Source organism: Methylobacterium sp. CM6246 (assembly GCF_054818005.1).
Map to the genome: position 1 here is coordinate 1684203 of NZ_JBTXKY010000001.1, position 23922 is coordinate 1708124.

General features: G+C 69.9%; 24 protein-coding genes. 8 read left to right on the forward strand and 16 right to left on the reverse strand.

The window, feature by feature from the left end; translation table 11 throughout:
• Nucleotides 1-73 precede the first annotated feature (73 nt).
• Nucleotides 74-958, forward strand: a complete 885-nt coding sequence (locus ACYQPG_RS08395) for a transporter (RefSeq protein WP_461230727.1) — start codon at nucleotides 74-76, stop codon at nucleotides 956-958.
• A gap of 12 nt (nucleotides 959-970) precedes the next feature.
• Here the strand turns inward: ACYQPG_RS08395 and ACYQPG_RS08400 are convergent, their stop codons facing one another.
• Nucleotides 971-1285 (reverse strand): TM2 domain-containing protein, encoded by a 315-nt coding sequence (locus tag ACYQPG_RS08400; RefSeq protein WP_461230728.1) that lies wholly within the window; start codon nucleotides 1283-1285, stop codon nucleotides 971-973.
• Nucleotides 1286-1381: 96 nt separating this feature from the next.
• Entirely contained in the window at nucleotides 1382-2827 is a 1446-nt protein-coding gene (locus ACYQPG_RS08405; RefSeq protein WP_147907506.1) for a homospermidine synthase, read from the reverse strand.
• Nucleotides 2828-3201: 374 nt separating this feature from the next.
• Here ACYQPG_RS08405 and ACYQPG_RS08410 point away from each other — a divergent pair, with 374 nt between their 5' ends.
• The 4 genes from ACYQPG_RS08410 to ACYQPG_RS08425 all read left to right on the forward strand — a co-directional run bounded on the left by ACYQPG_RS08410 (nucleotide 3202) and on the right by ACYQPG_RS08425 (nucleotide 8118).
• Nucleotides 3202-3378, forward strand: a complete 177-nt coding sequence (locus ACYQPG_RS08410) for a hypothetical protein (protein WP_187193533.1) — start codon at nucleotides 3202-3204, stop codon at nucleotides 3376-3378.
• A gap of 102 nt (nucleotides 3379-3480) precedes the next feature.
• Nucleotides 3481-4155, forward strand: coding sequence for an invasion associated locus B family protein (locus ACYQPG_RS08415; protein ID WP_461230729.1), 675 nt, complete (start codon nucleotides 3481-3483; stop codon nucleotides 4153-4155).
• A gap of 140 nt (nucleotides 4156-4295) precedes the next feature.
• Nucleotides 4296-7640, forward strand: coding sequence for a hypothetical protein (locus ACYQPG_RS08420; RefSeq protein WP_461230730.1), 3345 nt, complete (start codon nucleotides 4296-4298; stop codon nucleotides 7638-7640).
• Between the two features lie 160 nt (nucleotides 7641-7800).
• Nucleotides 7801-8118: an AAA family ATPase gene (locus tag ACYQPG_RS08425; protein ID WP_461230731.1), complete on the forward strand. Its 318-nt coding sequence runs from the start codon at nucleotides 7801-7803 to the stop codon at nucleotides 8116-8118.
• 9 nt (nucleotides 8119-8127) lie between these two features.
• On the opposite strand, the gene ACYQPG_RS08430 is transcribed toward ACYQPG_RS08425, so the two are convergent.
• From ACYQPG_RS08430 to ACYQPG_RS08455, 6 genes are all read right to left on the reverse strand, one after another.
• Nucleotides 8128-9582: a TadE/TadG family type IV pilus assembly protein gene (locus ACYQPG_RS08430; RefSeq protein ID WP_461230732.1), complete on the reverse strand. Its 1455-nt coding sequence runs from the start codon at nucleotides 9580-9582 to the stop codon at nucleotides 8128-8130.
• Nucleotides 9567-10328, reverse strand: coding sequence for a TadE/TadG family type IV pilus assembly protein (locus ACYQPG_RS08435; protein ID WP_419829174.1), 762 nt, complete (start codon nucleotides 10326-10328; stop codon nucleotides 9567-9569). Before ACYQPG_RS08435 ends, ACYQPG_RS08430 begins: the two co-directional genes overlap by 16 nt.
• The gene (locus tag ACYQPG_RS08440; RefSeq protein WP_461230733.1) at nucleotides 10328-10873 is read right to left on the reverse strand and encodes a TadE/TadG family type IV pilus assembly protein; all 546 of its coding nucleotides are present in this window, start codon (nucleotides 10871-10873) and stop codon (nucleotides 10328-10330) included. Before ACYQPG_RS08440 ends, ACYQPG_RS08435 begins: the two co-directional genes overlap by 1 nt.
• Nucleotides 10874-11051: 178 nt before the next feature.
• A complete protein-coding gene (gene fliP, locus ACYQPG_RS08445; protein WP_461232438.1) occupies nucleotides 11052-11756 on the reverse strand; it encodes a flagellar type III secretion system pore protein FliP in 705 nt (234 codons plus the stop codon).
• Between the two features lie 77 nt (nucleotides 11757-11833).
• A complete protein-coding gene (locus ACYQPG_RS08450) occupies nucleotides 11834-12901 on the reverse strand; it encodes a flippase-like domain-containing protein (protein WP_147907501.1) in 1068 nt (355 codons plus the stop codon).
• Between the two features lie 101 nt (nucleotides 12902-13002).
• Nucleotides 13003-13467 carry a hypothetical protein gene (locus ACYQPG_RS08455; protein WP_461230734.1) on the reverse strand — a complete coding sequence of 155 codons (465 nt, stop codon included), beginning with the start codon at nucleotides 13465-13467 and terminating at the stop codon, nucleotides 13003-13005.
• Between the two features lie 191 nt (nucleotides 13468-13658).
• Between ACYQPG_RS08455 and ACYQPG_RS08460 the strand changes: the two genes are divergently transcribed.
• Both ACYQPG_RS08460 and ACYQPG_RS08465 read left to right on the forward strand, forming a co-directional pair.
• A complete protein-coding gene (locus ACYQPG_RS08460) occupies nucleotides 13659-14972 on the forward strand; it encodes a capsule biosynthesis protein (RefSeq protein ID WP_147907500.1) in 1314 nt (437 codons plus the stop codon).
• A gap of 101 nt (nucleotides 14973-15073) precedes the next feature.
• Nucleotides 15074-15355, forward strand: coding sequence for a hypothetical protein (locus ACYQPG_RS08465; RefSeq protein WP_147907499.1), 282 nt, complete (start codon nucleotides 15074-15076; stop codon nucleotides 15353-15355).
• Nucleotides 15356-15361: 6 nt separating this feature from the next.
• Here the strand turns inward: ACYQPG_RS08465 and ACYQPG_RS08470 are convergent, their stop codons facing one another.
• Nucleotides 15362-16057 (reverse strand): ArsR/SmtB family transcription factor, encoded by a 696-nt coding sequence (locus ACYQPG_RS08470; protein WP_419829177.1) that lies wholly within the window; start codon nucleotides 16055-16057, stop codon nucleotides 15362-15364.
• A 198-nt stretch (nucleotides 16058-16255) separates the two neighbouring features.
• On the opposite strand from ACYQPG_RS08470, the gene ACYQPG_RS08475 reads away from it, so the two are divergent.
• The gene (locus tag ACYQPG_RS08475) at nucleotides 16256-17515 is read left to right on the forward strand and encodes an MFS transporter (RefSeq protein WP_461230735.1); all 1260 of its coding nucleotides are present in this window, start codon (nucleotides 16256-16258) and stop codon (nucleotides 17513-17515) included.
• A 25-nt stretch (nucleotides 17516-17540) separates the two neighbouring features.
• On the opposite strand, the gene flbD is transcribed toward ACYQPG_RS08475, so the two are convergent.
• From flbD to ACYQPG_RS08510, 7 genes are all read right to left on the reverse strand, one after another.
• Nucleotides 17541-18902: a sigma-54-dependent transcriptional regulator FlbD gene (flbD, locus tag ACYQPG_RS08480; RefSeq protein ID WP_419829179.1), complete on the reverse strand. Its 1362-nt coding sequence runs from the start codon at nucleotides 18900-18902 to the stop codon at nucleotides 17541-17543.
• A 79-nt stretch (nucleotides 18903-18981) separates the two neighbouring features.
• Nucleotides 18982-19314, reverse strand: a complete 333-nt coding sequence (fliN, locus tag ACYQPG_RS08485) for a flagellar motor switch protein FliN (protein ID WP_147856538.1) — start codon at nucleotides 19312-19314, stop codon at nucleotides 18982-18984.
• A 9-nt stretch (nucleotides 19315-19323) separates the two neighbouring features.
• A complete protein-coding gene (locus ACYQPG_RS08490; RefSeq protein WP_147907495.1) occupies nucleotides 19324-19935 on the reverse strand; it encodes a FliH/SctL family protein in 612 nt (203 codons plus the stop codon).
• On the reverse strand, nucleotides 19932-20978 hold the full coding sequence (locus ACYQPG_RS08495) for a flagellar motor switch protein FliG (protein WP_147907494.1): 1047 nt from the start codon (nucleotides 20976-20978) through the stop codon (nucleotides 19932-19934). Before ACYQPG_RS08495 ends, ACYQPG_RS08490 begins: the two co-directional genes overlap by 4 nt.
• A gap of 24 nt (nucleotides 20979-21002) precedes the next feature.
• Nucleotides 21003-22631 (reverse strand): flagellar basal-body MS-ring/collar protein FliF, encoded by a 1629-nt coding sequence (fliF, locus tag ACYQPG_RS08500; protein ID WP_461230736.1) that lies wholly within the window; start codon nucleotides 22629-22631, stop codon nucleotides 21003-21005.
• 216 nt (nucleotides 22632-22847) lie between these two features.
• The gene (gene sciP / locus ACYQPG_RS08505; protein WP_007569077.1) at nucleotides 22848-23123 is read right to left on the reverse strand and encodes a CtrA inhibitor SciP; all 276 of its coding nucleotides are present in this window, start codon (nucleotides 23121-23123) and stop codon (nucleotides 22848-22850) included.
• Nucleotides 23124-23214: 91 nt separating this feature from the next.
• Entirely contained in the window at nucleotides 23215-23898 is a 684-nt protein-coding gene (locus ACYQPG_RS08510; RefSeq protein WP_147909831.1) for a flagellar hook assembly protein FlgD, read from the reverse strand.
• Nucleotides 23899-23922 lie beyond the last annotated feature (24 nt).

The following is a 23922-nucleotide window of genomic DNA, read 5'->3' on the forward strand; positions in this document are numbered from 1 at the left end:
GGGATGCCGGCGGTTCGGCGGATCGTCCCACCCTGATCGGCCCCGCGTTCCGGGGCTCTAAATCGGGGTTCTGATGACCGGATTGAGCCTGGGATTACGTGGGATCGTGTCGGCTGCACTTGCTGTCTACAGCGTGGGGGCGGCGGCACCCGCACGCGCTGCTTCCGCGGCCCAGCCGGGGCAGACGATCGGCCTGCCCGTGGGCGCGCAGCTCCCCGTGGGCCTGTACTTCGTGAACCTGTCGAGCTTCGGCTCGCGGAGCGCGCGGCCGGGCGATACCGCGACGAACGTCAACCTGCCGACCTTCGCGTGGGCGACGCCGTGGGAGATCGCGGGCGGGCGCCTGCAGTTCTTCGTCACCCAGCCGGTGGTGGCCGCCACCCTCCAGGGTGCGCCCTATCAGAGCGGCATCGGCCAGCCGCTGCTGGCGGCCCAGCTCGCCTGGGATCTCGGCCACGATGTCGGCGTCAGCTACTTCTTCGGCGGCTACCTGCCGATCGAGACGCGCTTCCTGACCCAATCCGCGTCGCTGACCCACCGATTCGCGATCAGCTACACCGGCCAGGAGTGGAACCTGACCGCGAACCTGCTCCACGGCATCTTCCTCGAGACGCGCTCGCCCTTCGGCGCCTTCTACCCGGACTACCTGAACCTCGACCTGACGGCGACGAAGAGGTTCGGCAAGTGGCAGGTCGGTGCCGTCGCTTTCGGATCGAGCGACCTTCCGACCGGCGTGTCAAGCTACCGGCCGCAGGGGCAGATCGCCGTGGGCGGCCTGGTCGGGTACAATTTCGGGCCGGTGAACCTGCAGGCCTACCTCACCCGCGACGTGGCCCAGCGCAACTATCGCGGCCGCGAGACCCGCGGCTGGCTGCGGGTGATCGTACCGCTCTACCAGCAGGATGCGAGCGAGGTCGAACCGAACCGCACCCTGGTGACCCGCCGGCAGGCCGAGTAGCAGGGGCGAGGCTCAACCGTGCGTGGGCGAGGCCAGAGCGCGGCTGCCGGACGGGCTGAGTTCCCGCGTCAAGCGTGCGCGAAGGCCGGCCTGCTTGGCGCGCACCATGCCTGGGAGGAGGAACAGGTCGACGACGACCCAGATGAATCCGATCAGGATGCAGTTGAGGACGCTCTGAAGGATCGCAGAGCCTGTGCGCCCGAGATAAAACCGGTGCGCGGAGAAGACGCCCAAGAAAAACCAGAGCAGGTAGGCCAGGACGACGCTCGGCCCTTCGTTGGTCACGCGCTGCTCGATCAGGATCTTCTCATGCGTGGTCGATTCCATTTGCCCCGAGCCCCCCGTTGTTGCGGTTAAGCTTGGGGCAGCCGGTTGCCGAAAGTAGGATTGGGCCGGCGGGTTGATCCGCCGGCCCGGCCGTCGTCAGCCGTGCACCAGCACGTTGCGGAACTGCCAGGGATCGCTGGTGTCGATGTCCTCCGGGAACAGGCCCGGGCGGTCGGTGAGCGGGGTCCAGTCGGTGTAGACGCCCACGACCGGGCCGAGATACGGGGTCTGGACCTCCAGGCAGCGGCGGAAATCCATCTCGTCCGCCTCGACGATGCCGGCCTCCGGGTTCTCCAGGGCCCAAACCATGCCGGCGAGCACCGCCGAGGTCACCTGCAGGCCGGTGGCGTTCTGGTAGGGGGCGATCCGCCGGGTCTCCTCAATGGAGAGCTGCGAGCCGTACCAGTAGGCGTTCTTGGCGTGGCCGTAGACGAGCACACCCAGCTCGTCGATGCCGTCGACGATCTCGGTCTCGTCGAGGATGTGCTGCTGCTCCTGCACCTTGGCGGCCTTGCCGAACATCTCGTGGAGCGAGAGCACGGCGTCGTCGGCCGGGTGATAGGCGTAGTGGCAGGTCGGGCGGAAGACCGGCTTATCGCCCTCGCGCACCGTGTAGTAGTCGGCGATCGAGATCGCCTCGTTGTGGGTCACCAGGAAGCCGAACTGCGAGCCGGCGGTGGGTACCCAGCTCCGCACCCGCGTGTCGGCGCCCGGCTGCAGCAGGTAGATCGCGCAGCGCGAGCCCTTCTCCTGCTCGCGCGCATTGGCCGGCATCCAGGTCTCGTGCGTGCCCCAGCCGAGCTCGGCCGGCTGGTTGCCCTCCGAGACGAAGCCCTCGACCGACCAGGTGTTGACGAACACGCCCCGGGGCTTCGGGTTCTTGGCGCGCTGGGTGTCGCGCTCGGCGATGTGCACGCCCTTCACGCCCAGGGTCTTCATCAGGGCGGCCCAGTCGGCGCGGGACTTGGGCTCGGGCGTGGTGACGCCGGTATCCTTGGCGATGTTCAGGAGCGCCTGCTTGACGAACCACGAGACCATCCCGGGATTGGCGCCGCAGCAGGAGACCGCCGTGGTGCCGCCCGGCTTCTGGGTGCGGGCGTCGAGGATGTCCTGGCGCAGGGCGTAGTTGGTGCGGTCGCCCTGGCTGCGGTCCTTGTCGAAGTAGAAGCCCGGCCAGGGCTCAGCCACCGTGTCGATGTAGAGGGCGCCGAGCTCGCGGCACAGCTCCATGATGGCCCGCGACGAGGTGTCGACCGACAGGTTCACGCAGAAGCCCTGGCCGCCGCCCTCGGTCAGCAGAGGAGTGAGCACGTCGCGCAGGTTCTCCCGCGTCAGCGCCACCTTCTCGAAGCGCAGGCCGTGCGTCTCGGCGAGCGCCCGGTGGGTGTCGACCGGGTCGATCACGGTGAAGCGGGCGCGGTCGTATTCGAAGTGCCGCTCGATGAGGGGCAGGGTGCCCCGGCCGATCGAGCCGAAGCCGATCATCACGATGGGGCCGCTGATGCGGCCATGGATCGGGTGACGGGACGGCTGGTCGGTCATGCGGAAGGTCCTTGTCTGGCGGACGCCTGAGGTCCGCTCTTCGGCTCGCGAGCGGGTTATGGCGCGCGTGTGACAGTGGGGCGACAGGCACACGCCGCGCGGCCTGCATCGGCGCGTTCGTCGAATCGTGTCGTCGAGAAGGCCGCTCAATGGCCGTTCACCCGCTGGCGGTCAACCGCGCTGCACCATCGAGGGTTAAGGCGCCCTTGATCGAGCTGGGGCAACATCATGTTCGCAGTGCATGTGTCCTGCGCGCAATGGCCCGTGGCAGGTGTCGATCGCATGGCTCATATTGCGATGCAGCAAAGGCCTCCCGACAAGATCAATAGATCGAGGCCGAGGAAACGTCCGAGATCCTGATCTTCGGAGTCGTCATGCTCGCCATCATCGCCACACGCATCCCCGGCCCGGTCGCCGAGACCGCCGACCGCGATCCCGGCATCCTCACACTCGTCTTCTCCCTGGCCCGCGTCGTCCGCCACGGGGCCGAGGCCGCCTTCGCGCGCCGCTGCGCCCTCGCCGAGGCCGCGGGCGGACCGAACCCGCTCTGAGGACGTGGCGACAGCGCGGACCTGCGTCGCCGGGTGATTGCCTCGCCCAGATTGGGACGTTAGGCGGCTTTGCCGTCAATGGCCCTGGGGGATCGTGATTCCATGTCGACGTATCGAGCGGTCGTTCGCTTCAGTCTGACCGCGACGCTGCTGCTTGCCGTGCCGTTCGCGTCGCCGCGTGCCCAGGATGCCGAGCCCGAGGCACCCGCCGCTGCCAACGCGCCGGCCAAGGCCAAGCCTAAACCCAAGCCGAAACCGCCCGCCTCCAAGCCGGCCGCCAGGCCGGCTGCCGCGCCCGCGCCCGCGCCTGCCGCAGCGCACGCGGCCTGGCCCACCGGTGCCAGCACCGTCAGCGAGAGCTACGGCGACTGGACGATGACCTGCACGCGCCCGAGCGAGAAGGTCACCTGCATCGTCGCGCAATCCCAGGGTGATTCGCAGACCGGCCGACGCAAGTTCGGCCTAGAACTGCAATCTCCGAACGACGGCCGCTCGGAAGGCATCGTGCTGATGCCCTTCGGCCTGTCGATCGAGGCCGGTGTGAGTTTCAAGCTCGACGAGCAGGCCCTCGGCAAGGGCGCGCCCTACAGCATGTGCGTGAGCGACGGCTGTCTCGTGCCGATCAGCTTCCCCACCCTGGCGCTCGACGGCATGCGCAACGCCAAGACGTTGCTCGTGACCGGCCAGAAATCGAGCGGGAGCGAGCCCGCCACCATCACGGTGCCCCTCCAAGGCTTCCCGCAGGCCCTCGACCGCGCCGTGGCCCTCAGTGGCTGACATCGGGCGGATCGGATCTCGCCAATCCCCGGCTTACGGTTAAGCCAGCGTTAGCCGCCGTGCCGCAGGGTGGGTCCCAGTGTGGCGCCCGGCGCCGCGGCCCCGGTCGGGTCGCGCTCCGGGATCGGATCGGCGGGGCGATGGGCTCGGGGGGCAATCGATCCGGGATCTGCGGATATCTCGGCACGCGGCTGCTGCGCGTGTCGCTGCCCGTGCTCGCGCTCCTGGCGGCGATCGACCCGGCGCTCGCCGCGCGGCTGATCGCAGCCAAGGGCAGCGAGGCCGGTAGCGGACCCGGCGGCTACGGCCGGATCGTGCTCACCTTCGATAGGCCGGTCACCGTCAAGGCGAAGCTCGCCGGCGGCATCCTGCTGCTCGGCTACGGCGAGCGGGTAACCCCCGGTCCCGAGCGTATCGCCGAAGAGATGCCGGCCTTCGTGTCGATGGTCCGGCGCGACCCCGACGGGTCGGGCCTGCGGGTCGCCCTGCAGCGGCCGTACCAGGCCAACGTCCAGCTGGCCGGCGAGCGCGTCTTCGTCGACCTCCTGCCGGAGGGCTGGTCGGGCCTGCCGCCGCCGCTGCCCCCCGAGGTTGTGGCCGAGCTCGCCCGCCGGGCCCGCGTGGCCGAGGAAGCTCTGAAGGCGCGCATGCTCCCGCCGGCGCGCAAGGCCCTCGCGCTGGAACTCGCCCGGCTGCCGACCCTGACGCGCCTGTCGCTGCGCCTGCCCGACGAGGCGGTGGCGACCGTGAGCGCCGAGGGGCCGACGACGCGCCTGCGCGTCGCCGGTTCCTGGACGATCGATTCGAACGAGGCCCGGGGCCGTCCGCGGCCGGGTATCGCCAAGCTCGCCACCGAGTCGGACGAGAGTTCGGCCAGCATCCTGCTGACCCCCGCCGAGGGCTACACCGTCACGACGGAGCGGGAGGATGGGGCCTACACGATCGATGTCGTGAGCCGCACGCCACTCAAGGCCCCGGAATCGAAGGCGGCCGAGGTGCCGGGGCCGGCCGATGCGGGTGCCGCCAAACCTGTCGTGCCGGTCCCTCAGCCCACCCGAAAGGCCGAGGCTCCGGCCACCCCGGACGCCGCCCCCGAGACGCCTCCGACCCGCAAGGCCGGTTCCGGCCTGGTCTTCCCGTTCACGACCTTGCCGCCCGCCGCCCTGTTCGAGCGTGGCGGTGTCGCCACGCTGGTGTTCGAGACCGCCGAGCCCTTCACCGCCCCGGCGGGCAACCAGGGCCTCGCACCGGTCGGAGCGCCGACCCGGACCGGACCGGTCACGGTCCTGCGCTTCCGGGTGCCGCCGGGCCGGCTGGTCGATCTGGCCGCCGTCACGACCGGAACCGGATCGGCCTGGGAGCTGTCGGCCGGCGACACGCTGAGCCCGAGCGACACGCTCGATCCGGTCCGGAAGCCGGATCCGTCCGGCCGGATCACCGTGTCCCTGGCGCTGCCCCGGCCCGGATCGGCCACCTGGCTCGACCTCGACGGCGAGCGCATCGCGGTGGTCGCCTCGGCGGCGCAGCGCGCGATCGGCAATCCGAAGAGCCGGCGCTTCGTGGATTTCGAGATCCTGCCGAGCCGGCACGGGCTCGCGGTGCTGGCGAGCGCCGACGACCTCGCGGTGCGGCCCCAGCTCGACGGGGTCACGATCGGCCGGGAAGGCGGCCTTGCTGCCTCCACGGCCGCGCGCAAGCCCGATCCCGCCCTGGCCGAGGCCGGCACCCTCGCGGTTGCGCGCGAGCCCTGGGAGCAGGCGCGGATCGGGAACGTACGCGAGACCCTCCGGACGCTGGCCGGCACCGCCGCGATGGTGCCCCCGGCTGAGCGCGGGCCGGCACGCCTCGCGCTCGCCCGCGCCAACATCGCCAACGGGTTCGATCTCGAAGGCCTCGCAGCCCTGGAGGCGGCGGCAGCCGAGGATCCGCTGCTCGCCACCCAGCGCGACGTCGCGATCCTGCGCGGTTTGGCCCTCGTGCGCAGCGGCCGCAACGCCGAGGCCCTGAAGGCCATGTCGGGGCCGCGACTCGCGAGCGACCCGGAGGCCGCCCTGTGGCGCGCGATGGCGTCGGCCGGTCTCGGCGACTGGAAGGCGGCCGAGACCGGCTTCCCCAACGCATTGCCGGTCGCCGATGGCTACCCCACGGACCTCGCCCAGCAGATCCGGGCCCAGGCCGCGGAGGCGGCGATCGAGAACGGCGACGCCGAGACCGCCGCCGTCCGGGCGGAGGACGCGGCCCACCTGCCGCGCTGGATCCGCGACCGGCTCGCCCTGGTCCGAGCCCGCGTCTCGGAGGCGACCGGCCAGGCCGACGCGGCGCTCGATGCGTATGCCCGCTTGGAGCAAGTCGGCCAGCGGCCGGTGGCGGCCGAGGCGCAGCTGCGCGGCACCCTGCTCGCCCGGGCCGCCGGCAAGATCGAGCCGGATGCCGCGATCGAGCGGCTGGAACGGCTGGCGCTGACCTGGCATGGCGGCCCCACCGAGACCGGCATTGCGGTCGGATTGGCGCGGCTCTACCTCGACGCCGGTCGCTGGCGCGACGCGTTCGCGGCCCTGCGCCGGGCGAACGCTATCGCGCCGAACGACACGGCCACGCAGGCGCTTTCCCGCGAGGTGCGCACCGCCTTCGAGAACCTCTATCTCACCGACAAGGGTGACCGGCTCACCGGGATCGAGGCCGTGGCGCTCTACTTCGATTTCCGCGAGTTGGCGCCCATCGGGCGGCGCGGGGACGAGGTGGTGCGCCGGCTGGCCGACCGCCTGGTCGGGCTCGACCTCCTGGATTCGGCCGCCGACCTGCTCCAGTACCAGATCGACAACCGGCTCACCGGTCCCGCCCGCTCCGCGGTGGCGGCCCGGCTCGCCACGATCCGGCTGATGGACGACAAGCCGATGCGGGCGCTGCAAGCCCTCGACGCGACCAACCTGCCCGAGCTGCCCGGCGAGTTGAAGCGCGCCCGCGCCCTGGTCCGCGCCCGCGCCCTCTCGGACCTGACCCGCACCGATTTGGCCCTGGAAACGATCGAGGATGAGAGCGGCCCCGATATCGAGCGGCTGCGGGCCGACATCTACTGGGGCGCCCGCCGCTGGCGCGAGGCCGGCGAATCGCACGAATCGCTGCTCGGCGACGCCTGGCGCGCCGGCCGGCCCCTCGACGTGCAGGCCCGGGCCGACGCGGTGCGGGCCGCCATCGCGTACGACCTCGCCGGTGAGGCGATCGGTCTCGAGCGGCTGAAGGCGAAGTTCTCCGAGGCGATGGCCGAGAGCCCCGACGCGCGCACCTTCGCGCTGCTCACGGGCGCCAACCCGACGAAGACCCCGGAATTCCGCGCCATTGCGGCCCGCGCTACCAAGGCCGACACCCTGTCGGCCTTCCTGGCCGAGTACCGCAAGCGCTATCCCGAGACCGCTCTCCCCGAACGCGGCGCGGCCGCGGGCGAGCGCCAGACCAGCGCAGAAGCCCGCGGCGCGCCCCCGGGCTGAGAGCCGGATGACGCTGGTGATCGCGCTGGTGATCGATCCGGACCGGTTCCTCGAAACCGGATCCGGCCGCCTCTGAACGCCGGAGCGGAACGCCGAGGCTTGGCGACAGACCCATGCGGCGCTCGAGCAGGCGCTGGCGGGCGGCGGCGTCCGGCGTGTCGTGGTCGTCTGCGGCTTGCAGGGCGCGGGCAAGTCGACCTGGATCGCCGCGCAGGCCGACGATGTCGGTCCCGTCTATCTCGACGCGGCTCTCCCGGGCGTTCGGCACCGGGCGCCGATCATCGCCGTCGCGCGCCGTCACGGCGTCCCCGTGGAGGCCGTCTGGATCCGCGTTCCGCTCGACGTCGCGCTCGAACGGAACAGGCAGCGGCGCGCCGACGCGATCGTCCCCGAGGCGAGCATCCGCACGGTCGCCAGCCTGTTCGAGCCGCCGACCGTGGAGGAGGGGTTCTCGCGGGTGCGGATCGTCGAGGCCTGATCCGGGCGCCTATTGCGTCAGGCGTGCGACCTGAAGCGCTTTGTCGAACATCGCGTTGAGCGAGGTCGTGATGTCGTCTGGGCTGTTGGCCGTGTAGAAATATCCCGGTGACGCACAGCTTTGCACGGTCGCCGCCAGCGTCGGGTTCAATCCGTTGACCTTCTTGTTTTCTGCGGCGATGCCGCCGCCGTAATCCGTGAAGGCGATGCTGTTGTAGGGGATGTACAGGATCGAGACCGTCGCACCGGCCGATTTGAGCGCGGTGCAGAGTGACGGATCGATCTGCGCGGGAGACGAGCCGTCGAAGTCGCCGGCGGCGTAGCCCGGGAATTTCGAGGGGCTACCCGGGTAGTAGTATTTGCCGTTCTTGTTGATGGAATAGTGCTGGCCGTTCTGCATGCCGTCGGTGACCAGGAACACGAACGGTTTGCGGGCACCGCTGCTGGAGCCGTCCCCGAATCCGCCTGCATTGGTGATGGCGGCCTTCATTTGCGGCAGGACGACCTCGAAATGCGTTCCGCCGGCCCCCGTGCCGGTGCTCGGGTCCCCCCCCGTGGACAGCTGCGTCGTGCCGGTATCCAGAAGCTTGGTCAGGGCAAGCGGGTAGGGGTTCGTGTTGGCACAGTCGGAGACGGTGTTCAGGGTGGCGATGGAGCTGTTGATGTCGGCGAGCGTACCCATCTGGTTGATGAACGGGTACAGGCCGACGCGGTACTGGCTCGTCACCGACGGGTTGGCGGCCCGCTGGATCAACGAGCAGACCGCCGTGTTCAGTGCGTCCGAGCGCAGCTGTATCTTGCCGGCGGCAAGGGTCCAGCCGTTGTAGGTTTGGTAATGGCAGGCAAACTGGCAACCCTGCTTGTAGTCCGAACTCTTGTCGTTGTTCTGGCTCGCCAGCTTGCTCATGCCGGCGGTGGTCGCCGGCAGGCCCATCGAGCCCGACACGTCCAGCAGCAGGTAGAAATCGAGGTAGCTCGCGAGGTCGGCCGAGGCCGTGACCGTGTTGGAGAAGTTCGTGGTCGGGGTCCGGAAGATCTGCCCGAAATTGTTCTTCACCGTGGCGCTGTAGACGACCGTCGACACGAGCGTCTGGCTCTTGCGCGTGAGTTGCGGCGTCTGAAGCTGCACCTGCGCGAACGGCACGGTGCCGGCGTTGACCGTGAAGGCTTTCGACGCCTGCGCGATGCCGGCCGCGATGGCGTTGGCGGTGACGTTCGCCTGGCCCGGGTTGGCCGCGATGTAGGCCTTCGCGGTCGCCACCGCGGCGATGGCGGCCGCATCCGCGGCGGCGTCGAGCTTGGACTTGTCGGTGATCGCGACGCCGTAATCGATCCCGTAGCCGAGCAGGCCGACCATCGGCAGCAGGCTCAGGGCGAACAGGATCGTCACGTTGCCGGAGCGTGCGCCCGAGAGACCCGTCGCCCGGACGATGCGGCGCTGCACGCGGTTCAGAAGCCCGGGCATTTGGTGGCGATCCCATCGTTGCCCGCCGGGTCGAAATTGACCAGCGTGGCGTAGCGCGGCTGCACGTACATCGAGCGGGCGATCCGCACGGCGGGGATGAACCGCGCGCCGAAGGACGGCTTGAAGTTGAAGACGACGTCGATCGCCACGATCGATCCCGGCCCGAAGACCGAGCGGGGGAGCGTGGTGCGGTTCGGCGGGGCCGTGTCGGCGGCCGGAAGCTGCGGGACCGTGCAGGGCCGGTAGTTGCCCCCGCTGGTCCCCGAGCTCGTCCAGGCGACGGCGGCCGTATAGCAGGCGCTCAGGTCGCCGCCGGTGCAGTTTGCCGCCGTCTGGGTGAACGCGACGGCGGCGTAGGTGATGGCGATGTCCTGCCACCATTGCAGACCCTGCCGCGGCGCGTCCGTCATCAGGTACGGGAACAGGACCAGGGCGGAATCGAAGCTGAAATGCAGGTCGGTGGCGTTGACGGTCGCCACCGTCGAGCCCGCGGGCGGCATCGCCTGGGACATCATCTGGCTGATCGACTGGGCGACCAGCCCGACCTTGCGGCTGGCGTTGATATACGTGATCAGCTGGGTCCCGCCGAGCATCAGGATCAGCAGCACCGGCAGGATCAGGGCGAACTCGATCGCGGAGACCGCCCGCCTGTCGCGCAGGAAGCCCTTCGCCGATGGCGGCTCGACCTGAGCCGGTCGCGATCCCGCGACGCGGGCCATCCGGTTCGTCGGCGAGCGCCCGCGCATCAGAACAGCTCGTTGCGGAACGCCGCCGTCGACACCGCCAGGTAGGCCGGGGCGCCATTGAACACCGCGCCGCCGCCCAGCATCTTCGCGAAGGCGGAGGGCAGGAACGTGATCGGATAGATCACCAGGAGGTACTGGTACTGTCCGCGCGTGCCGAGACTGTACTGGCCGGACCCGGGGGTCAGCGCCGGTATCGCCAGGCCGCTGACATCGGATCTCACGTAGCTGTAGTAGCCGCTCGACCCGCTTCCGGGCGGCACCAGGTACAGGTTCACCACGATGTTGGCGCATGTCATCGAGGCCGGCAGGTTCCGGCACAGGGCGGTCTTGAAGCCGGCCTGATCGAGGGCGCTCGTCTGGGCGGCCCCTGTCAGGATCTGCCGTGCGGCGCGGGTCGTGGCATAGTCTAGCGATTGATTGATAAACAGGATCGTGGCTACGGTCATGATAAACAGAAGAGTCAGGATGAACAGCATCGCCACCAGGGCGAATTCGACCGCTGCGGCCCCTCTCTGATCACAAACATAGCGGCGCACGAGAAGCATGCGCTCTGTTAGCAAGAGATTGCTAAACCCGAGTTAAAACAGCCTTCGAGACTCTATACGTCTGCCTGGATGAATCTTGCGAGGTATCCGGCCTGACTGCAACGACCTAGCGCCGCGACGTCATTGTCCTGATCCACCTGCGTGCACTGAACCGGTGTCCACTTCGGCGGCGTGCGCTCTATCCGCCGTAGCTCTGGACCAGCGATCCGGCCACCAGGGTCCAGCCGTCGACCAGCACGAAGAAGATCAGCTTGAACGGCAGCGCGACGGTGGCGGGCGGCACCATCATCATGCCCACCGCCATCAGCACCGAGGCGACCACGAGGTCGATGATCAGGAACGGGATGAACAGCAGGAAGCCGATCTCGAAGGCGCGGCGCAGCTCCGAGATCATGAAGGCCGGGGTCACGATCTCGAGGCCGACATCCTCTGGCCCCTTCGGCACCGGCACCTTGGCGAGGTCGAGGAACAGCTTCAGGTCCTTCTCGCGGACGTTCTTCAGCATGAACGTCTTGAACGGCGCCGAGGCGCGCTCGAAGGCCTGAGCCTGCGTGATCCGCCCGGCGACCAGCGGCTCGATCCCGGCGCTGTAGGCCACGCGGCCGGTGGGCGCCATCACGAAGGCGGTGAGGAACAGCGCCAGGCTGACGATCACCGCGGTGGGCGGCGCGGTCTGGGTGCCGAGCGCCGAGCGCAGGATCGACAGCACCACGACGATCCGGGTGAACGCGGTCGCCATCACCAGCACGGACGGCGCCACCGCCAGGATCGTGATCAGCGCGACGAGCTGGAGCGCCCGCTCGGTGGTGCCGCCGGCGCCGAGATCGACGCTGAGGCTCTGGGCCAGGGCCGGTCCGGCGGCCAGCACGGCCCCGGCCAGCATGGCGAGGCCCAGCAGCGTGCGGCGGTTACGGGCCGGGCGGCCCTGAGTGTCGCGATGCGGCGTGTCGGTCATCGGGGTCACGGGCGGTCGCAGGTGGGCGTCGCCGGCCGGACCCCCGTGCGCCGCGCCTCGAGGTTCTGCCAGACCAGGAGGGCCGGCAGGCCGAGCACGACATCGGGAACGCGGCGGGCGAGCGAGAGGGCGATCGCCGTCCCGGCATCGATGCCGAACAGGCCGCAGACCAGCACGAGGCCGCCCTCCTGCACGCCGAGGCCGCTCGGCACCAGGAAGGCCGCCGCCTTGATCGCCTGGCTCAGCGCCTCGATCACCAGGATCTCCGACAGGGTGACCTGATCGACGCCGATGCAGGTCAGCACGACCGCGACCTCGGCGGCACCGAGCAGCCAGGCGAGCGCGTGAAGCGCGAACGACTGCACGAGGCGGCCGCGCCGTCCCGCCGCCCAGACCGTGTCGAGCGCTCCCTGGATCCGTGGGGCGGGTTCCGGACGCGCCTCCGTCTCGCGCACGAAGCGCCGGCCCAGGGCTGCGATACGGTCCTCGACCACGCGCACGATCCCGGTCCGCTGGAGCGCGAAGAACGCCCCGACCGCCAGTCCCGCCACCGCGAGGGTGCGCAGCGTCCAGTTCGCGAGCTCGGCGGCGGCCGGCCCCTCGACCTGGCTCAGCAGCCCGGCGCCGAGGCCTGCGAACAGCGCCAGCGTGCCCACCTGGAACAGCATGTCGGCCAGCACGGAGGCCGCAGCCAGCGAGCCGGCCACCCCCCAGAAGGTCAGGAGCCGCGCCCCGAGGACGTCGCCGCCGACCGAGGCCACCGGCAGCAACACGTTGATGCCCTCGCGCACGAAGCGCAGGATCAGGCAGGCCGAAGCCGGGGCGGGCGATAGGCCATCGAGGATGCGGGCCCAGGCGAAGCCGCAGATCAGGACCACGAGCGCGCGGACCAGCGTGACGCCGGCAAAGCCGACGAACCCGATTCGCCCGAACGCCGCCGCGACCGCGGACAGATCGTTGGTTGCCACCAACCAGACCGCGAGGCCCAGGCCGATCAGCGTGCCGATCAGCGGCAGCCGGCGCAGCACGGCCAAGCCGACGCGACGCGCCGGGGCGGCGCGGTCGCCGCTCACGGCCGGACCGTGGGGGATGTGCGCCGAGTGGCGGGCAAGGGCGAGGGCTCCAGGTTGTGCCGGCCGGGAACTGGGCGGCGATTTGGCAGGTGGCACCGCCGCTAGGGACGTATTGGGGCCGAATTCGGGGGGCGCGGCTGCGGTAGCACGGGGCGCAGTACCGCGGCGAGGGCCTCCTCGGGCTTGGAATCGGGATCGAGCAGCACGACGCGTCCGGCCGCCAGGCTCGCCCCCGTAGCCACCGCCACCGCCCGCTTCGGGCAGGGTCCGAGGCAGCCGGACTCGACGATGCAGAGCTTGGTCCGGTCGGCGAGCAGCCCGTCCTTGGCGGCCTGCTTGGCCGCGCCCTTCAGCAGCGCCCGCACCGCGCGCGGACGCAGGCCCTGGCGCTTGGCGCATTTGGCGCACACCACCACGACCTCGGTCAGCTTGGTCTTGGCGAGCTGGGTCTTGGCGACCTGCGTCTTGGCGAGCTGCGTCTCGGCGATCTGATTTTTGGCAAGCTTGGTCTTTTCGACCTTCGCCGCGGCCGGGTGGCCGGGAGAGACGCTGGGGTCTGTCATCATCGGGAGACTGTACGGTGCGATACCGGGCCCGGCTACCTTGCCCGTCGCCGCGGTGCGGCCCGCCGGGGCGGGGTGGGGGGCGGGTGCCTTAAAAAGGGCCGAAAAGAACGGGATTCCGGAGCCGCGCACGGGCCGCCCTCCGGCCGGTTTCGCGGTGGCGGATCCGGCGCAGACCCAGGAACAGTGAGCGGATGAGCTTCGACGACGTCAAGGACGACACGCGCGAAGGCGAACTCGTGACGTTCGCGCCATCGACGATGACCGAGCTGCGCCACGGTGCCGAGACGATCCGTCCGGTGCCGGAGAAGCGTGGCGCCCGGGCTCTGATGGAAGCGGCACGCGAGCGCCTCGACTGGACCCGGCTGCCCGGCCTGAGCCGGCGCCGGGAGGACACGTCGAGCTATGGCGCGCGGGTGATCCGCCGGGTCGGCCTGTTCGTGCTGCTGCCGACCCTGGTGGTCGGCCTGTACCTGTTCGGCTTCGCCTCCAACCAGTACGTCGCCGAGGCCCAGTTCGCGGTGCGCGGCAACGTCGAGCCGATGGAGAACATCTCGCTCGGCCAGTACACGAACCTGATTCAGAAGCACAACAGCCAGGACAGCTTCATCGTCCGCGACTACATCGAGAGCCAGACGCTGGTCGAGGCTCTGGAAAAAAGCATCGGCATCTCGAAGATGTTCTCCCGCCAAGAGGCGGATTTCTGGGCCCGGTTCGACCCGAAGGATCCGGTCGAGGACCTCACCAAATACTGGCGCAAGCACGTCGAGGCGCATATCGACTCGATCTCGGGCGTGATTCGCCTGTCGGTGCGGGCCTTCACCCCCCAGGACGCCCTGACCATCGCCAACGAGGTGGTGACCCGGGCCGAGGCGCTGATCAACGACATCTCGAAGCGCGCCCAGGCCGACATGGTCAAGCAGGCCCAGGCGGATGCGACGGTGGCGCAGGAGCGCCTGCGCAAGGCGCATCTCGGGCTCCAGAGCTTCCGCAACCAATGGGGCGTGATCGATCCGATCAAGACCGCCGAGGGGACGCTGACCACGCTCACGATCCTGCGCAAGGAGAAGCTCAAGCTCGAGACCGATCTGCAGGTCCTGCGCGGCTCGAACCTCGATGAGCGCTCGCGCTCGATCCAGACGCTGGCCTCCAACATCGCGGCGATCGAGCAGCAGATGAAGACGCTGCAGGACGAGCTGACCAATGCCGGCGCGGCCGCGGGCGGCGGCACCAACCTGACCGAGGCGCTGCTGCAGTACGAGGGCCTTCTGGTCGAGCGGACCATCGCCGAGAAGCTCGAGGAATCGGCGAACGTGCTGCTCGACCGGGCCCGCATCTCGGCCAGCAAGCAGCACATCTTCCTGGCGACCTTCGTGCCGCCGGTCCTGCCGACCGACAGCCTCTACCCCGAGCGGGGCCACAGTCTGATCGTGGCGTTCTTCTGCTTCTTCGTGCTCTGGAGCTCGTCCTCGCTCCTGATCGCTGGCATCCGCGATCAGCGGATGTGAGCCGACGCCGCGGGGTCTGGATCCCGCGGCGCGCGGTCTGTAGAGGGAGACGGCCCGGCCTCCCGGGCCTCCCCTGATCGATGAGCGAAGTCTAACGGTCCATGTCGGATTTCTCCGATCTCGTCGCGAAGGCGATCCAGCCCTCGATGAACCGGGCGGAGCGCGAGGCGGTCTACACGGTGGTGCGCCAGGCCGTGCTCCGCCTGCAGGAGCGCGAGGCGCTGCCCCCGGACGATCCGCGCGTCGCGCTGCAGCGCCACCTCGTCGAGGAGACGATCCGCGACGTGGAGGGCGACGTCGCCCGCTACGAATCCCTGCGCAAACTCGACGCGGCCTTCGCGGCCCAGACCGAGGCGCACAAGACGTCCCGCGGCGGACGCTGACGCGGTTCAGGGCGACGCGGGCGGCGTGATGTCGAACAGCGCGTGGAAATCGCGCCAGCCGGCGGACGTGACATCGAGCGCCCGCGAGCCCGCCTGCCGCCGCACCCAGCCCCGTTGCAGACTGTGCGCGCAGAGGGCTGCGCCGAGCCGACCGGCGAGATGCGGACGGCGTTCGCTCCAGTCCAGGCACGGCCGGCACAGGAGATTCGCTGGCCCGCCGGCCGCGACATCGAGTCCGAGGGCTGACAGACGATGCAGGCCCTCCGGCGTGACCACCGCTCCGTCGTCGGCGATCTCGACCCAGCTTCGCGTCACCAGCGCATCGGCGAGCCGGACGCCGAGCCAGCCAGCCATATGATCGTAGCAGGTTCGTGCGAGCCTCAGACGTGGATCCCGCGGTCCCGTCCGGGGCCGAACTGACGCGGCGTCGGAGGCGAGCCGCATGAGGCTTTCCAGCAACTGGGCAACCTCGGGGCTGGCGAGGCGGTGATACCGATGCCGCCCCTGCTTCGACATGGTCACGAGGGACGCCGCCGCCAACTGAGCGAGATGGCCGCTCGCAGTCTGCGGCGTGATCCCGGCGGCCTGCGCGAGTTCGGAGGCCGTCGATGCGCGACCGTCCATCAGGGCTTGCAGCATGGCCACGCGCGCCGGATCGCCCACCAGGGCGCCGACCTGCGCAACCGAGACAGTCGTCACCATCGCTCCACCTCGCACGCCGATCGTAGCGCGTTTCGGACAGCGACAGTTCGGTGTCCACCGAAGCAATCGGGCGGGTTCCTCCGGCATAGGCTTGGCTCGAGCCGGCGATCCCGATGGACGCCGAGGCCGAGCGCGGGGGCACCGGATCGGGCGGCGCTTCCCCTCGTCCAATCCATGTGCCCGTGCAGAGTTTCGAGCATGAACGCCGCATCGCAGTTCTATGGCTGGCGCGTCGTAGCGGCCGCCTTCATCGTCGCGGTGCTCGGCTGGGGCGTCGGATTCTATGGGCCGCCGGTCTATCTGGAAGTGGTCCGTCAGGCTCATGGTTGGCCGATCACCCTGATCTCCGGGGCCGTCACCCTGCATTTCCTGGTGGGCGTCGGCATCATCGCCAATCTGCCCGCGCTGCATCGACGTTTCGGCGTGCCCGCCATCACCTTTGCAGGCGCCGTGTTGCTGGCCCTCGGTGTCTTGGGATGGTCCTGGTCCGAAAGCCCCTGGCAGCTCTATGGCGCCGCGCTGCTGAGCGGCGCGGGCTGGCCGGCGCTCGGTCCCGCCGCCATCAATGCGATGATCGCCCCGTGGTTCGTCACGAAACGTCCGGCTGCGTTGAGCATGGCCTATAACGGCGCCAGCATCGGCGGGGTCGTGTTCTCTCCGCTCTGGGTTGCGCTGATCGGCTGGGTCGGCTTTCCGGCGGCAGCCTTGATCGTCGGCGCCGTCATGGTCGGCACCGTCGGGCTGCTCGCCTTGATCGTGTTCCCTCAGACCCCGGCTGCCAGGGGCCAAGGTCCCGATGGTGATGCGGGCACGGTCGAACGCACGGCTATCGACGACACGGCCCTGCACCTCACAGGACGTCTGACGCGCGACCGGGCCTTCCTGACGTTGAGTCTCGGCATGGCCTTGGCGCTGTTCGCGCAGATCGGCCTGATCGCCCAGTTCATCTCCGTACTCGTACCGGCCCTGGGCACCCAGGGGGCGGGCCTGGCGGCCGGGCTCTCCACCGCCGCGGCCATCGCTGGGCGGATGCTCGTCGGCTGGTGCATGCCCGCCGGTGCGGATCGCCGCGCCGTCGCCGCGCTCAACCTGCTGATCCAGGCGCTGGGCTGCGGTGTGCTGATCCTGTCCGGCAGCACCGACGTCGCCCTGCTCCTCGGCGGGATCGTCCTCGTCGGGTTCGGCATCGGCAACGCGACCTCGCTGCCGCCGCTCATCGCGCAGGTCGAGTTCGCACGGGCCGATGCGCCGCGGGTGGTCGCGCTGATCGTGGCGGTCTCGCAGGCCGCCTACGCCTTCGCCCCGGCCCTGTTCGGCTTGCTGAGGCAGCTCGGATCGGACAACGCGATCTTCTCGGCCGCCGCCGCCATCCAGCTCGCGGCAAGCGGTGCCTATCTTGGAGGTCGCCGCGCGTGCAAGCTGCGACCGGGCGCAATCCGGCCGCTTCCAAGCGCGTGATATGGCCGTCCGTTCGAGAGGAGGCTCAGCCGTAAGCCGCGCTCGCCCGGGCGGCGCCGGGCTCGGCCACGTCGAGGCCGGCCGAGACGTACTCGTTGAGCTTGTTGCGCAGGGTCCGGATCGAGATGCCGAGGATCTTGGCCGCATGGGTGCGGTTGCCGAGGCAATGGTCGAGGGTGTCAAGGATCAGGTCGCACTCGACCTGTGCCACGGTCCGGCCGACCAGGCCGCGGGTGGCGGCTTCCGCGGCCTGCACGGCGCGGCCGGCCGGGCCCGCCGTGGCGATCGCCTCGCCGTCCGGCGACAGGATCGCGTCGGGGCCGATCTCGGGCCCGGAGGCCAGAAGCACTGCCCGGTGCAGGGTGTTCTCGAGTTCGCGCACGTTCCCGCGCCAGGGGTTCTTCACCACCAGCGCCCGCGCCTCGGCGCTGAGGGCGCGGGCCGGGACGCCGTTCACCTCGGCGTATTTCCGGGCGAAATGGGCTGCGAGTTCCAGGATGTCGGCCGGCCGGTCGCGCAGGGCCGGCAGCTTCAGCGAGACGACGTTGAGGCGGTAGAACAGGTCCTCGCGGAACGTCCCCTTGCGGACCTCCTCCATCAGGTTGCGGTTCGAGGTCGCCAGCACGCGGATGTCGACCCGCACCGGGGCGGTGCCGCCGACCCGGTCGATCACCCGCTCCTGCAGGGCCCGCAGCAGCTTCGACTGCAGGCGCACATCCATCTCGGAGATCTCGTCGAGCAGCAGGGTGCCGCCGCTCGCCTCCTCGAACCGGCCGATCCGTCGGGCGACCGCCCCGGTGAACGCCCCCTTCTCGTGGCCGAACAGCTCGGATTCGAGCAGCGCCTCGGGGATCGCCGCGCAATTGACCGAGACGAACGGCTTGCCGGCCCGGTGCGACTTCAGGTGGACGTGGCGGGCCAGCACCTCCTTGCCGGTGCCGCTCTCGCCGGTGATCAGCACGGAAGCCTCGGAGGGGGCGACCTGCTCGGCGAGCTTGACCACCCGCTCCATCGCCGGATCGCGCCACACGAAGGCCGCGCGGTCGGAGGCGACCGCCTCCAGCACCGCGGCGATCAGCTCGGGATCGGGCGGCAGCGGGATGTATTCCTTGGCGCCTGCCCGGATCGCCGCGACGGCGGTCTGGGCGTCAGCCGAGACCCCGCAGGCCACGACCGGGGTGCGGATCCGCTCGGCCTCTAGGGCGTCGACGAGGTCGCGCACCGCCAGCGACACGTCGATCATGATCAGGTCGGCGCCCTTGGCGCGCAGGACGTTGAGGCCCTGCGGGATCGCGTCCGCCTGCGTGACGGAGGCGCCGCGCCGCATCGCGATCTTGGAGGCGGTGATCAGCTCGCCGTTGAGCCGCCCGATCATCAGGAGCCGCATGGTTCGTCCCTCTCAAACATCGTGGCGCGGAGCGCGGGCCGCCTCGGCAAGGCGACGGTCTCCGCCGCAGATCAAAAAACTATTCGCCCTTGACGATCTCGGTCATCGTCACGCCGAGCCGGTCCTCGACGAGGACGACCTCGCCGCGGGCGACGAGTCGGTTGTTGACGAACACGTCGATCGCCTCGCCGACCTTCCGGTCGAGTTCGAGCACGGCGCCGGGGGCGAGCCGGAGCAGGTCGCCGATCGGCATGCGGGAGGAGCCGAGCACCGCCGAGACCATCACGGGCACGTCGAACAGCTGCTCCAGGTCGGCGGCCGTCTTCGGGGTCGTGGGCGTGTCGCGGATCGAGCCCGCGGCGTAGTCGGGGTCGTTCTCGCCGAGCTGGGGCAGGCTGAAATCGTCGGACATCCGGGCTCCTTACGGGGTCGGTGGCAGGCCGAGGGCGTCGGCGACGGCGGCCTCGATGCGGGCGCGCTCGCGCACGATGCCGCCGTCGGCCCATTCGATGCGGGCGTCGCCCGCGTGCATGTCGGGATCGCCCAGCACCACGAGGCGGCCCTCGTAGCCGCGTTCGCGGGCGAGCCGCTTCACCAGGGTTTCCGCTTCCTCGACCAGGCCGTCATGCACGCGCACCACCAGGTGGGGCACGCCGCGCAGGTGCTGGAGCGCCGCCCGGGCGGCCTCGCCGATGCTGGCGAGCGGGGCGGCGTCGAGCGCCTCGCCGGCGACCTTCCGGGCGATCAGCACCGCGACCTCGACCGCCTGCGCCTCGCGCTCGGCCTCGTGCGCGTCGGCCCGGGCCAGGAGGGCGGTGGCGGCCTCGGCCAGGTGGTTCAGCGCGGCGGCGAGCCGGCCCTGGATCTGGGACTCGGCCTGGACCAAGCCCTCCTGGATGCCGCGGGCATGGGCCTCCACCTCAGCGCGGGCGGCCGCATCGGCGGCGCGCTGGGCCGCCGCGCTCGGGCGCGGGCTGCGGAAGTCGGTCTCGAACAGGAACGGCTTCGCGATCTGGGGCGAGGAGGCGTTCAATAGACCAGCTCCTCCTCGGCGCTGTTCTTGGCGATCATGATCTCGCCCTTCTCGGCGAGGTCCTTGGCGACCTCGGTCATCTTCGTTTGCGCCTCATCGACCTCCTTGAGGCGGACCGGGCCCAGCGAGGCCATCTCGTCCGTCAGGTTCTTGGCGGCCCGGGTCGACATCTGCCTCATGAAGAAGGCCCGGGTCGGCTCGTTGGCGCCCTTGAGCGCCAGGCACAGGGTCGCGCCGTCGATCCTCTGCATCAGGGTCTGGACGCTGCCCGGATCGAGCTTCAGCAGATCCTCGAAGGTGAACATCAGCTCGCGGATGCGCTTGGCCGAGCCGCGATTGGCCTGGTCCAGGGCGGCCAGGAACCGGCCCTCGGTCTGGCGGTCGAAGGCGTTGAACACGTCCGCCATCATCTCGTGGGCGTCGCGGCGCTGGGTCTGCGCGATGGTCGAGACGAACTCGACCCGCAGGGTCTCCTCGATGTGGCGCAGGGCCTCCTTCTGCACCGTCTCCATGCGGAGCATCCGGTTCAGGACGTCGATGGCGAAGTCCTCCGGCAGGATGGTGAGCACCTTGGCGGCGTAGTCCGCCCGCACCCGCGACAGCACCACCGCCACGGTCTGCGGGTACTCGTTGCGCAGGAACGAAGCCAGGATCTCCGGGTCGACCTGGGCGATCGAGGCCCAGACGCGCTTGCCCGAGGCGCCCTTGATCTCGGCCATGATCAGCGAGACCTGATCGGACGGGAAGATCTTCAGCAGCAGCGCCTCGGTGCGCTCGAAGTTCGACGAGATGCCGCCGCTGTTGCTGAGCTTCGTCACGAACTCGATGATCAGCTTCTCGACAGTGGCGACCTCCAGCGTGCCGAGCTGGACCATCGCGTGGCTGACCTTCTTGACCTCCTCCTCCTCCAGCATCTGCCAGATCTGGGCGCCTTCGGCCTCGCCGAGCATCAGCAGCAGCGCGGCCGCGCGCTGCGGGCCGGGCATCGTCGCGAAGGCGTCGCCGCCCTCCGCCGTCAGGGAATTCGCCAGACCTGCCGCCATCGTTCGTCCCCGATCCTCGACGCGCTACTCTTCTTGGATCCAGGTGCGCAGCACCTCGACGGTCTCGGCCGGGCTGGCCCGGACCATGTCGACGACCCGCTGCACCGTGTCGGCCTGGATCTGGCCGTTGATCTTCGCGAACTCCATCAGCCGGGCGGTCGGGTTGTCCCGCTCGATCAGCGTGACCGCGGCGCCCGCGCCGGCCGCCGCCGCGGCGTCGCCGAGGCCGCTGGGCCCCGCGAGCGCCGGGGCGGCGCCCGGGACCGGCGCCAGCACCTGCCGGACCAGCGGCCGCACCACCGTGAGCAGGACGATCAGCGTCAGGAGCGCCAGCACGGAGAGTTCGGCCATGCGCAGCACGTCCTCCTTGGTCGGCGCCAGCAGCGACTGGATCAGGGTCGGCTCGCTGAATTGCGGCAGGCTCGGCGCCTCGGCGAAGCGCAGGTTCACCACCTCGATCTGGTCGCCGCGCACCTTGTCGAAGCCGACCGCGCTGCGCACCAGGGCGGTGATCCGCTCGATCTCGGCCGGCGGGCGCGGCGTGTAGGTCTGCTTGCCGTCGGGGGTGGTGGCGTAGATCCCGTCGACCACCACGGCGACCGACAGGCGCTTGACCCGGCCGCCCTCGGCGATCTCGGTCTTGGTGACCTTCGAGATCTCGTAGTTGGTGGTCTCTTCGTTCTTGTTGGTCGCGTCCTTCGGGGCGGGTGGCTTGTCGCCGCCGTTGGCGCCGGGCAGCTCGTTGCCCACCGTGACCTGCCCGTCGGCGTTGCCGGTGACGGCCGATTCGGTCCGCGTCTGGGCCGAGCGCACGACCCGGCTCTCCGGGTCGAAGGTCTCGGACCGGCTCTCGATCCGGTTGAGGTCCAGCTCGGCGTTGACCTGAACCCGGGCCCGGCCGGGGCCGACGATGCCGGCGACGACATCCTCGATCTGGCCGCGCAGGCGCCGCTCCAGACCGAGCTGCCGGTCCTCGAAGCCGCTGGCGGCGTTGGCGTCGGCGTCCTTGGCGCCGTCGGCCAGGAGCCGGCCGCGCTCGTCGACGATCGAGACCCGCTCGGGCTTCAGGCCCTCCACGGCGGAGGCTGCGAGGTGGCGGATCGCCCGCACCTGCCCGGCATCGAGTTCGCCCATCAGCTTCAGGACGATGGCCGCGCTCGGGTTCTCCCGGTCGCGCTCGAACAGGCGCCGCTCGGGCAGGACCAGGTGAACGCGGGCCGCCTGGACCCGGCCGATCGCCCGGATCGAGCGGGCGAGCTCGCCTTCGAGCGCCCGCAGGTGGTTCACGTTCTGGACGAAGTTGGTGGACGAGAACGCGTCGCCCTTGTCGAAGATCTCGTAGCCGACGCCGCCCTGGACCGGCAGGCCCTTGCCGGCGAGGTCCATGCGCAGGCGGGCGAGGTCGCCCCGCGGCGCCATGATGGTCTGGCCGGTGTCGCCCTTCGACTCGTAGCGGATGCCGCGGCTGTCGAGCTCGCGAATCACCGCGGCGGAATCCTGCATCGACAGGTCCGAGAACAGCACGCCCATATCGGGGCGCGAGACCCGCAGGATGATGAAGGCGAAGAAGCCGATGAGGGTCAGCGTCACGGCCGCCATGGCGGCGATCCGGGCCGGTCCAAGCTTCGAGACGAGATCGAGAACCGGCTTCACGGGATGGGTCGCTGCACTCTAACGCTGGCGGAACCCGACGGCCCGCCCGGCAGAAATTGCCCAGCCCGTGGTTAGCGAGGCGTTAATGCCGGGGCCCTCGGGGGCGCAAAGTTGGGTCCTGGAACGAAACGAAGCCGCATCCGGGGTGCGGAGGCGGCTTCGGAGGGGCGTTCTCACGGACCGGGCCCGGGGGCGCGGTCCATGTTCCGGCCGCTTTCAGTGCCGGTAATGCTGGATCCGGGTCGTCCGCAGCCCGGCGAGGCCGTGCTGGTCGATCGAGAACTGCCAGCTCAGAAATTCCTCGGTGGTCAAGGTGTAGCGCTTGCACGCCTCCTCGAGACTAAGGAGGCCACCGCGCACGGCGGCGACGACCTCTGCCTTGCGCCGGATCACCCATCGACGGGTGCTCGGCGGCGGAAGATCCGCGATGGTCAGAGGACTGCCGTCGGGCCCGATCACGTATTTCACTCTCGGGCGGCTGGGTTCGGTCATGATACGCTCTACACTCGACTGACCTGTCGAGCGTTGAAGGTACTTGCGCTCGCTTAAGAGATGTTGAAGCGGATCACTCGGATATGATTCGTTAGGTGCCACTTGTGGACAACCCTATGCTTTGGACGCTGCTCAGCGGCACTTTCTGAGAGCCGATCATCAGGACCGGCGCCGCTCCGCTGAGGTCGACCGAGTCCACGGTGCCGTTGAGCTGGGTGTCCACGGCGACATTCGCCCCGGTGGCGTCGGAGGCCGAGACCTTGATCGTGTAGGTCCCGTCCGGGGCGGTCAGGCCCGCCGACGTCTTGCCGTTCCAGCCATAGGTCTGGCTGCCCGCGGTGAGCGACGTGCTCTGCGAGGCCACGACGTTGTTCTTCGAATCCAGGATCGTGACCACCGCCTTCGAGGCCGCCCGGGCGGGCGTCAGGGTCCAGGACGCGGCGCCGTTGGAGAGCTGGGAGCTGCTGCCGTCCGCCGTGATGCTCTTGCCGATATAGCTCGTCGCCGACGCGGAGCTCGCCGATTTCGAAGCGGTCAGGATGCTGTCGAGGCGATCATTGGATTTGAGCTGCTGCTCGACGCCGGCGAACTGCACCAGCTGCTGCGTGAACTGGTTTGTGTCCATTGGATCGAGCGGGTTCTGGTTCTTGAGCTGCGTGGTGAGCAGCGTCAGGAACTGCGTGAAGTTGCTGGCGATCTCGCTGCCGTTGCCGCTCGCGCCGCTGCTCGACGCTGTGGATGACGTGTTGGTAACGTTGGATATCCCGGATGTCATGCGGCTCGCTCCCGTGGCGCGTCG

Coding starts and splice junctions, on each gene's coding strand:
- ACYQPG_RS08395 (WP_461230727.1), top strand. CDS start 74: ATGACCGGATTGAGCCTGGGATTACGTGGGATCGTGTCGGCTGCACTT.
- ACYQPG_RS08400 (WP_461230728.1), bottom strand. CDS start 1,285: ATGGAATCGACCACGCATGAGAAGATCCTGATCGAGCAGCGCGTGACC.
- ACYQPG_RS08405 (WP_147907506.1), bottom strand. CDS start 2,827: ATGACCGACCAGCCGTCCCGTCACCCGATCCATGGCCGCATCAGCGGC.
- ACYQPG_RS08410 (WP_187193533.1), top strand. CDS start 3,202: ATGCTCGCCATCATCGCCACACGCATCCCCGGCCCGGTCGCCGAGACC.
- ACYQPG_RS08415 (WP_461230729.1), top strand. CDS start 3,481: ATGTCGACGTATCGAGCGGTCGTTCGCTTCAGTCTGACCGCGACGCTG.
- ACYQPG_RS08420 (WP_461230730.1), top strand. CDS start 4,296: ATGGGCTCGGGGGGCAATCGATCCGGGATCTGCGGATATCTCGGCACG.
- ACYQPG_RS08430 (WP_461230732.1), bottom strand. CDS start 9,582: ATGCCCGGGCTTCTGAACCGCGTGCAGCGCCGCATCGTCCGGGCGACG.
- ACYQPG_RS08435 (WP_419829174.1), bottom strand. CDS start 10,328: ATGCGCGGGCGCTCGCCGACGAACCGGATGGCCCGCGTCGCGGGATCG.
- ACYQPG_RS08440 (WP_461230733.1), bottom strand. CDS start 10,873: ATGCTTCTCGTGCGCCGCTATGTTTGTGATCAGAGAGGGGCCGCAGCG.
- fliP (WP_461232438.1), bottom strand. CDS start 11,756: ATGCTGGCCGGGGCCGTGCTGGCCGCCGGACCGGCCCTGGCCCAGAGC.
- ACYQPG_RS08455 (WP_461230734.1), bottom strand. CDS start 13,467: ATGATGACAGACCCCAGCGTCTCTCCCGGCCACCCGGCCGCGGCGAAG.
- ACYQPG_RS08460 (WP_147907500.1), top strand. CDS start 13,659: ATGAGCTTCGACGACGTCAAGGACGACACGCGCGAAGGCGAACTCGTG.
- ACYQPG_RS08465 (WP_147907499.1), top strand. CDS start 15,074: ATGTCGGATTTCTCCGATCTCGTCGCGAAGGCGATCCAGCCCTCGATG.
- ACYQPG_RS08470 (WP_419829177.1), bottom strand. CDS start 16,057: ATGGTGACGACTGTCTCGGTTGCGCAGGTCGGCGCCCTGGTGGGCGAT.
- ACYQPG_RS08475 (WP_461230735.1), top strand. CDS start 16,256: ATGAACGCCGCATCGCAGTTCTATGGCTGGCGCGTCGTAGCGGCCGCC.
- flbD (WP_419829179.1), bottom strand. CDS start 18,902: ATGCGGCTCCTGATGATCGGGCGGCTCAACGGCGAGCTGATCACCGCC.
- fliN (WP_147856538.1), bottom strand. CDS start 19,314: ATGTCCGACGATTTCAGCCTGCCCCAGCTCGGCGAGAACGACCCCGAC.
- ACYQPG_RS08495 (WP_147907494.1), bottom strand. CDS start 20,978: ATGGCGGCAGGTCTGGCGAATTCCCTGACGGCGGAGGGCGGCGACGCC.
- sciP (WP_007569077.1), bottom strand. CDS start 23,123: ATGACCGAACCCAGCCGCCCGAGAGTGAAATACGTGATCGGGCCCGAC.
- ACYQPG_RS08510 (WP_147909831.1), bottom strand. CDS start 23,898: ATGACATCCGGGATATCCAACGTTACCAACACGTCATCCACAGCGTCG.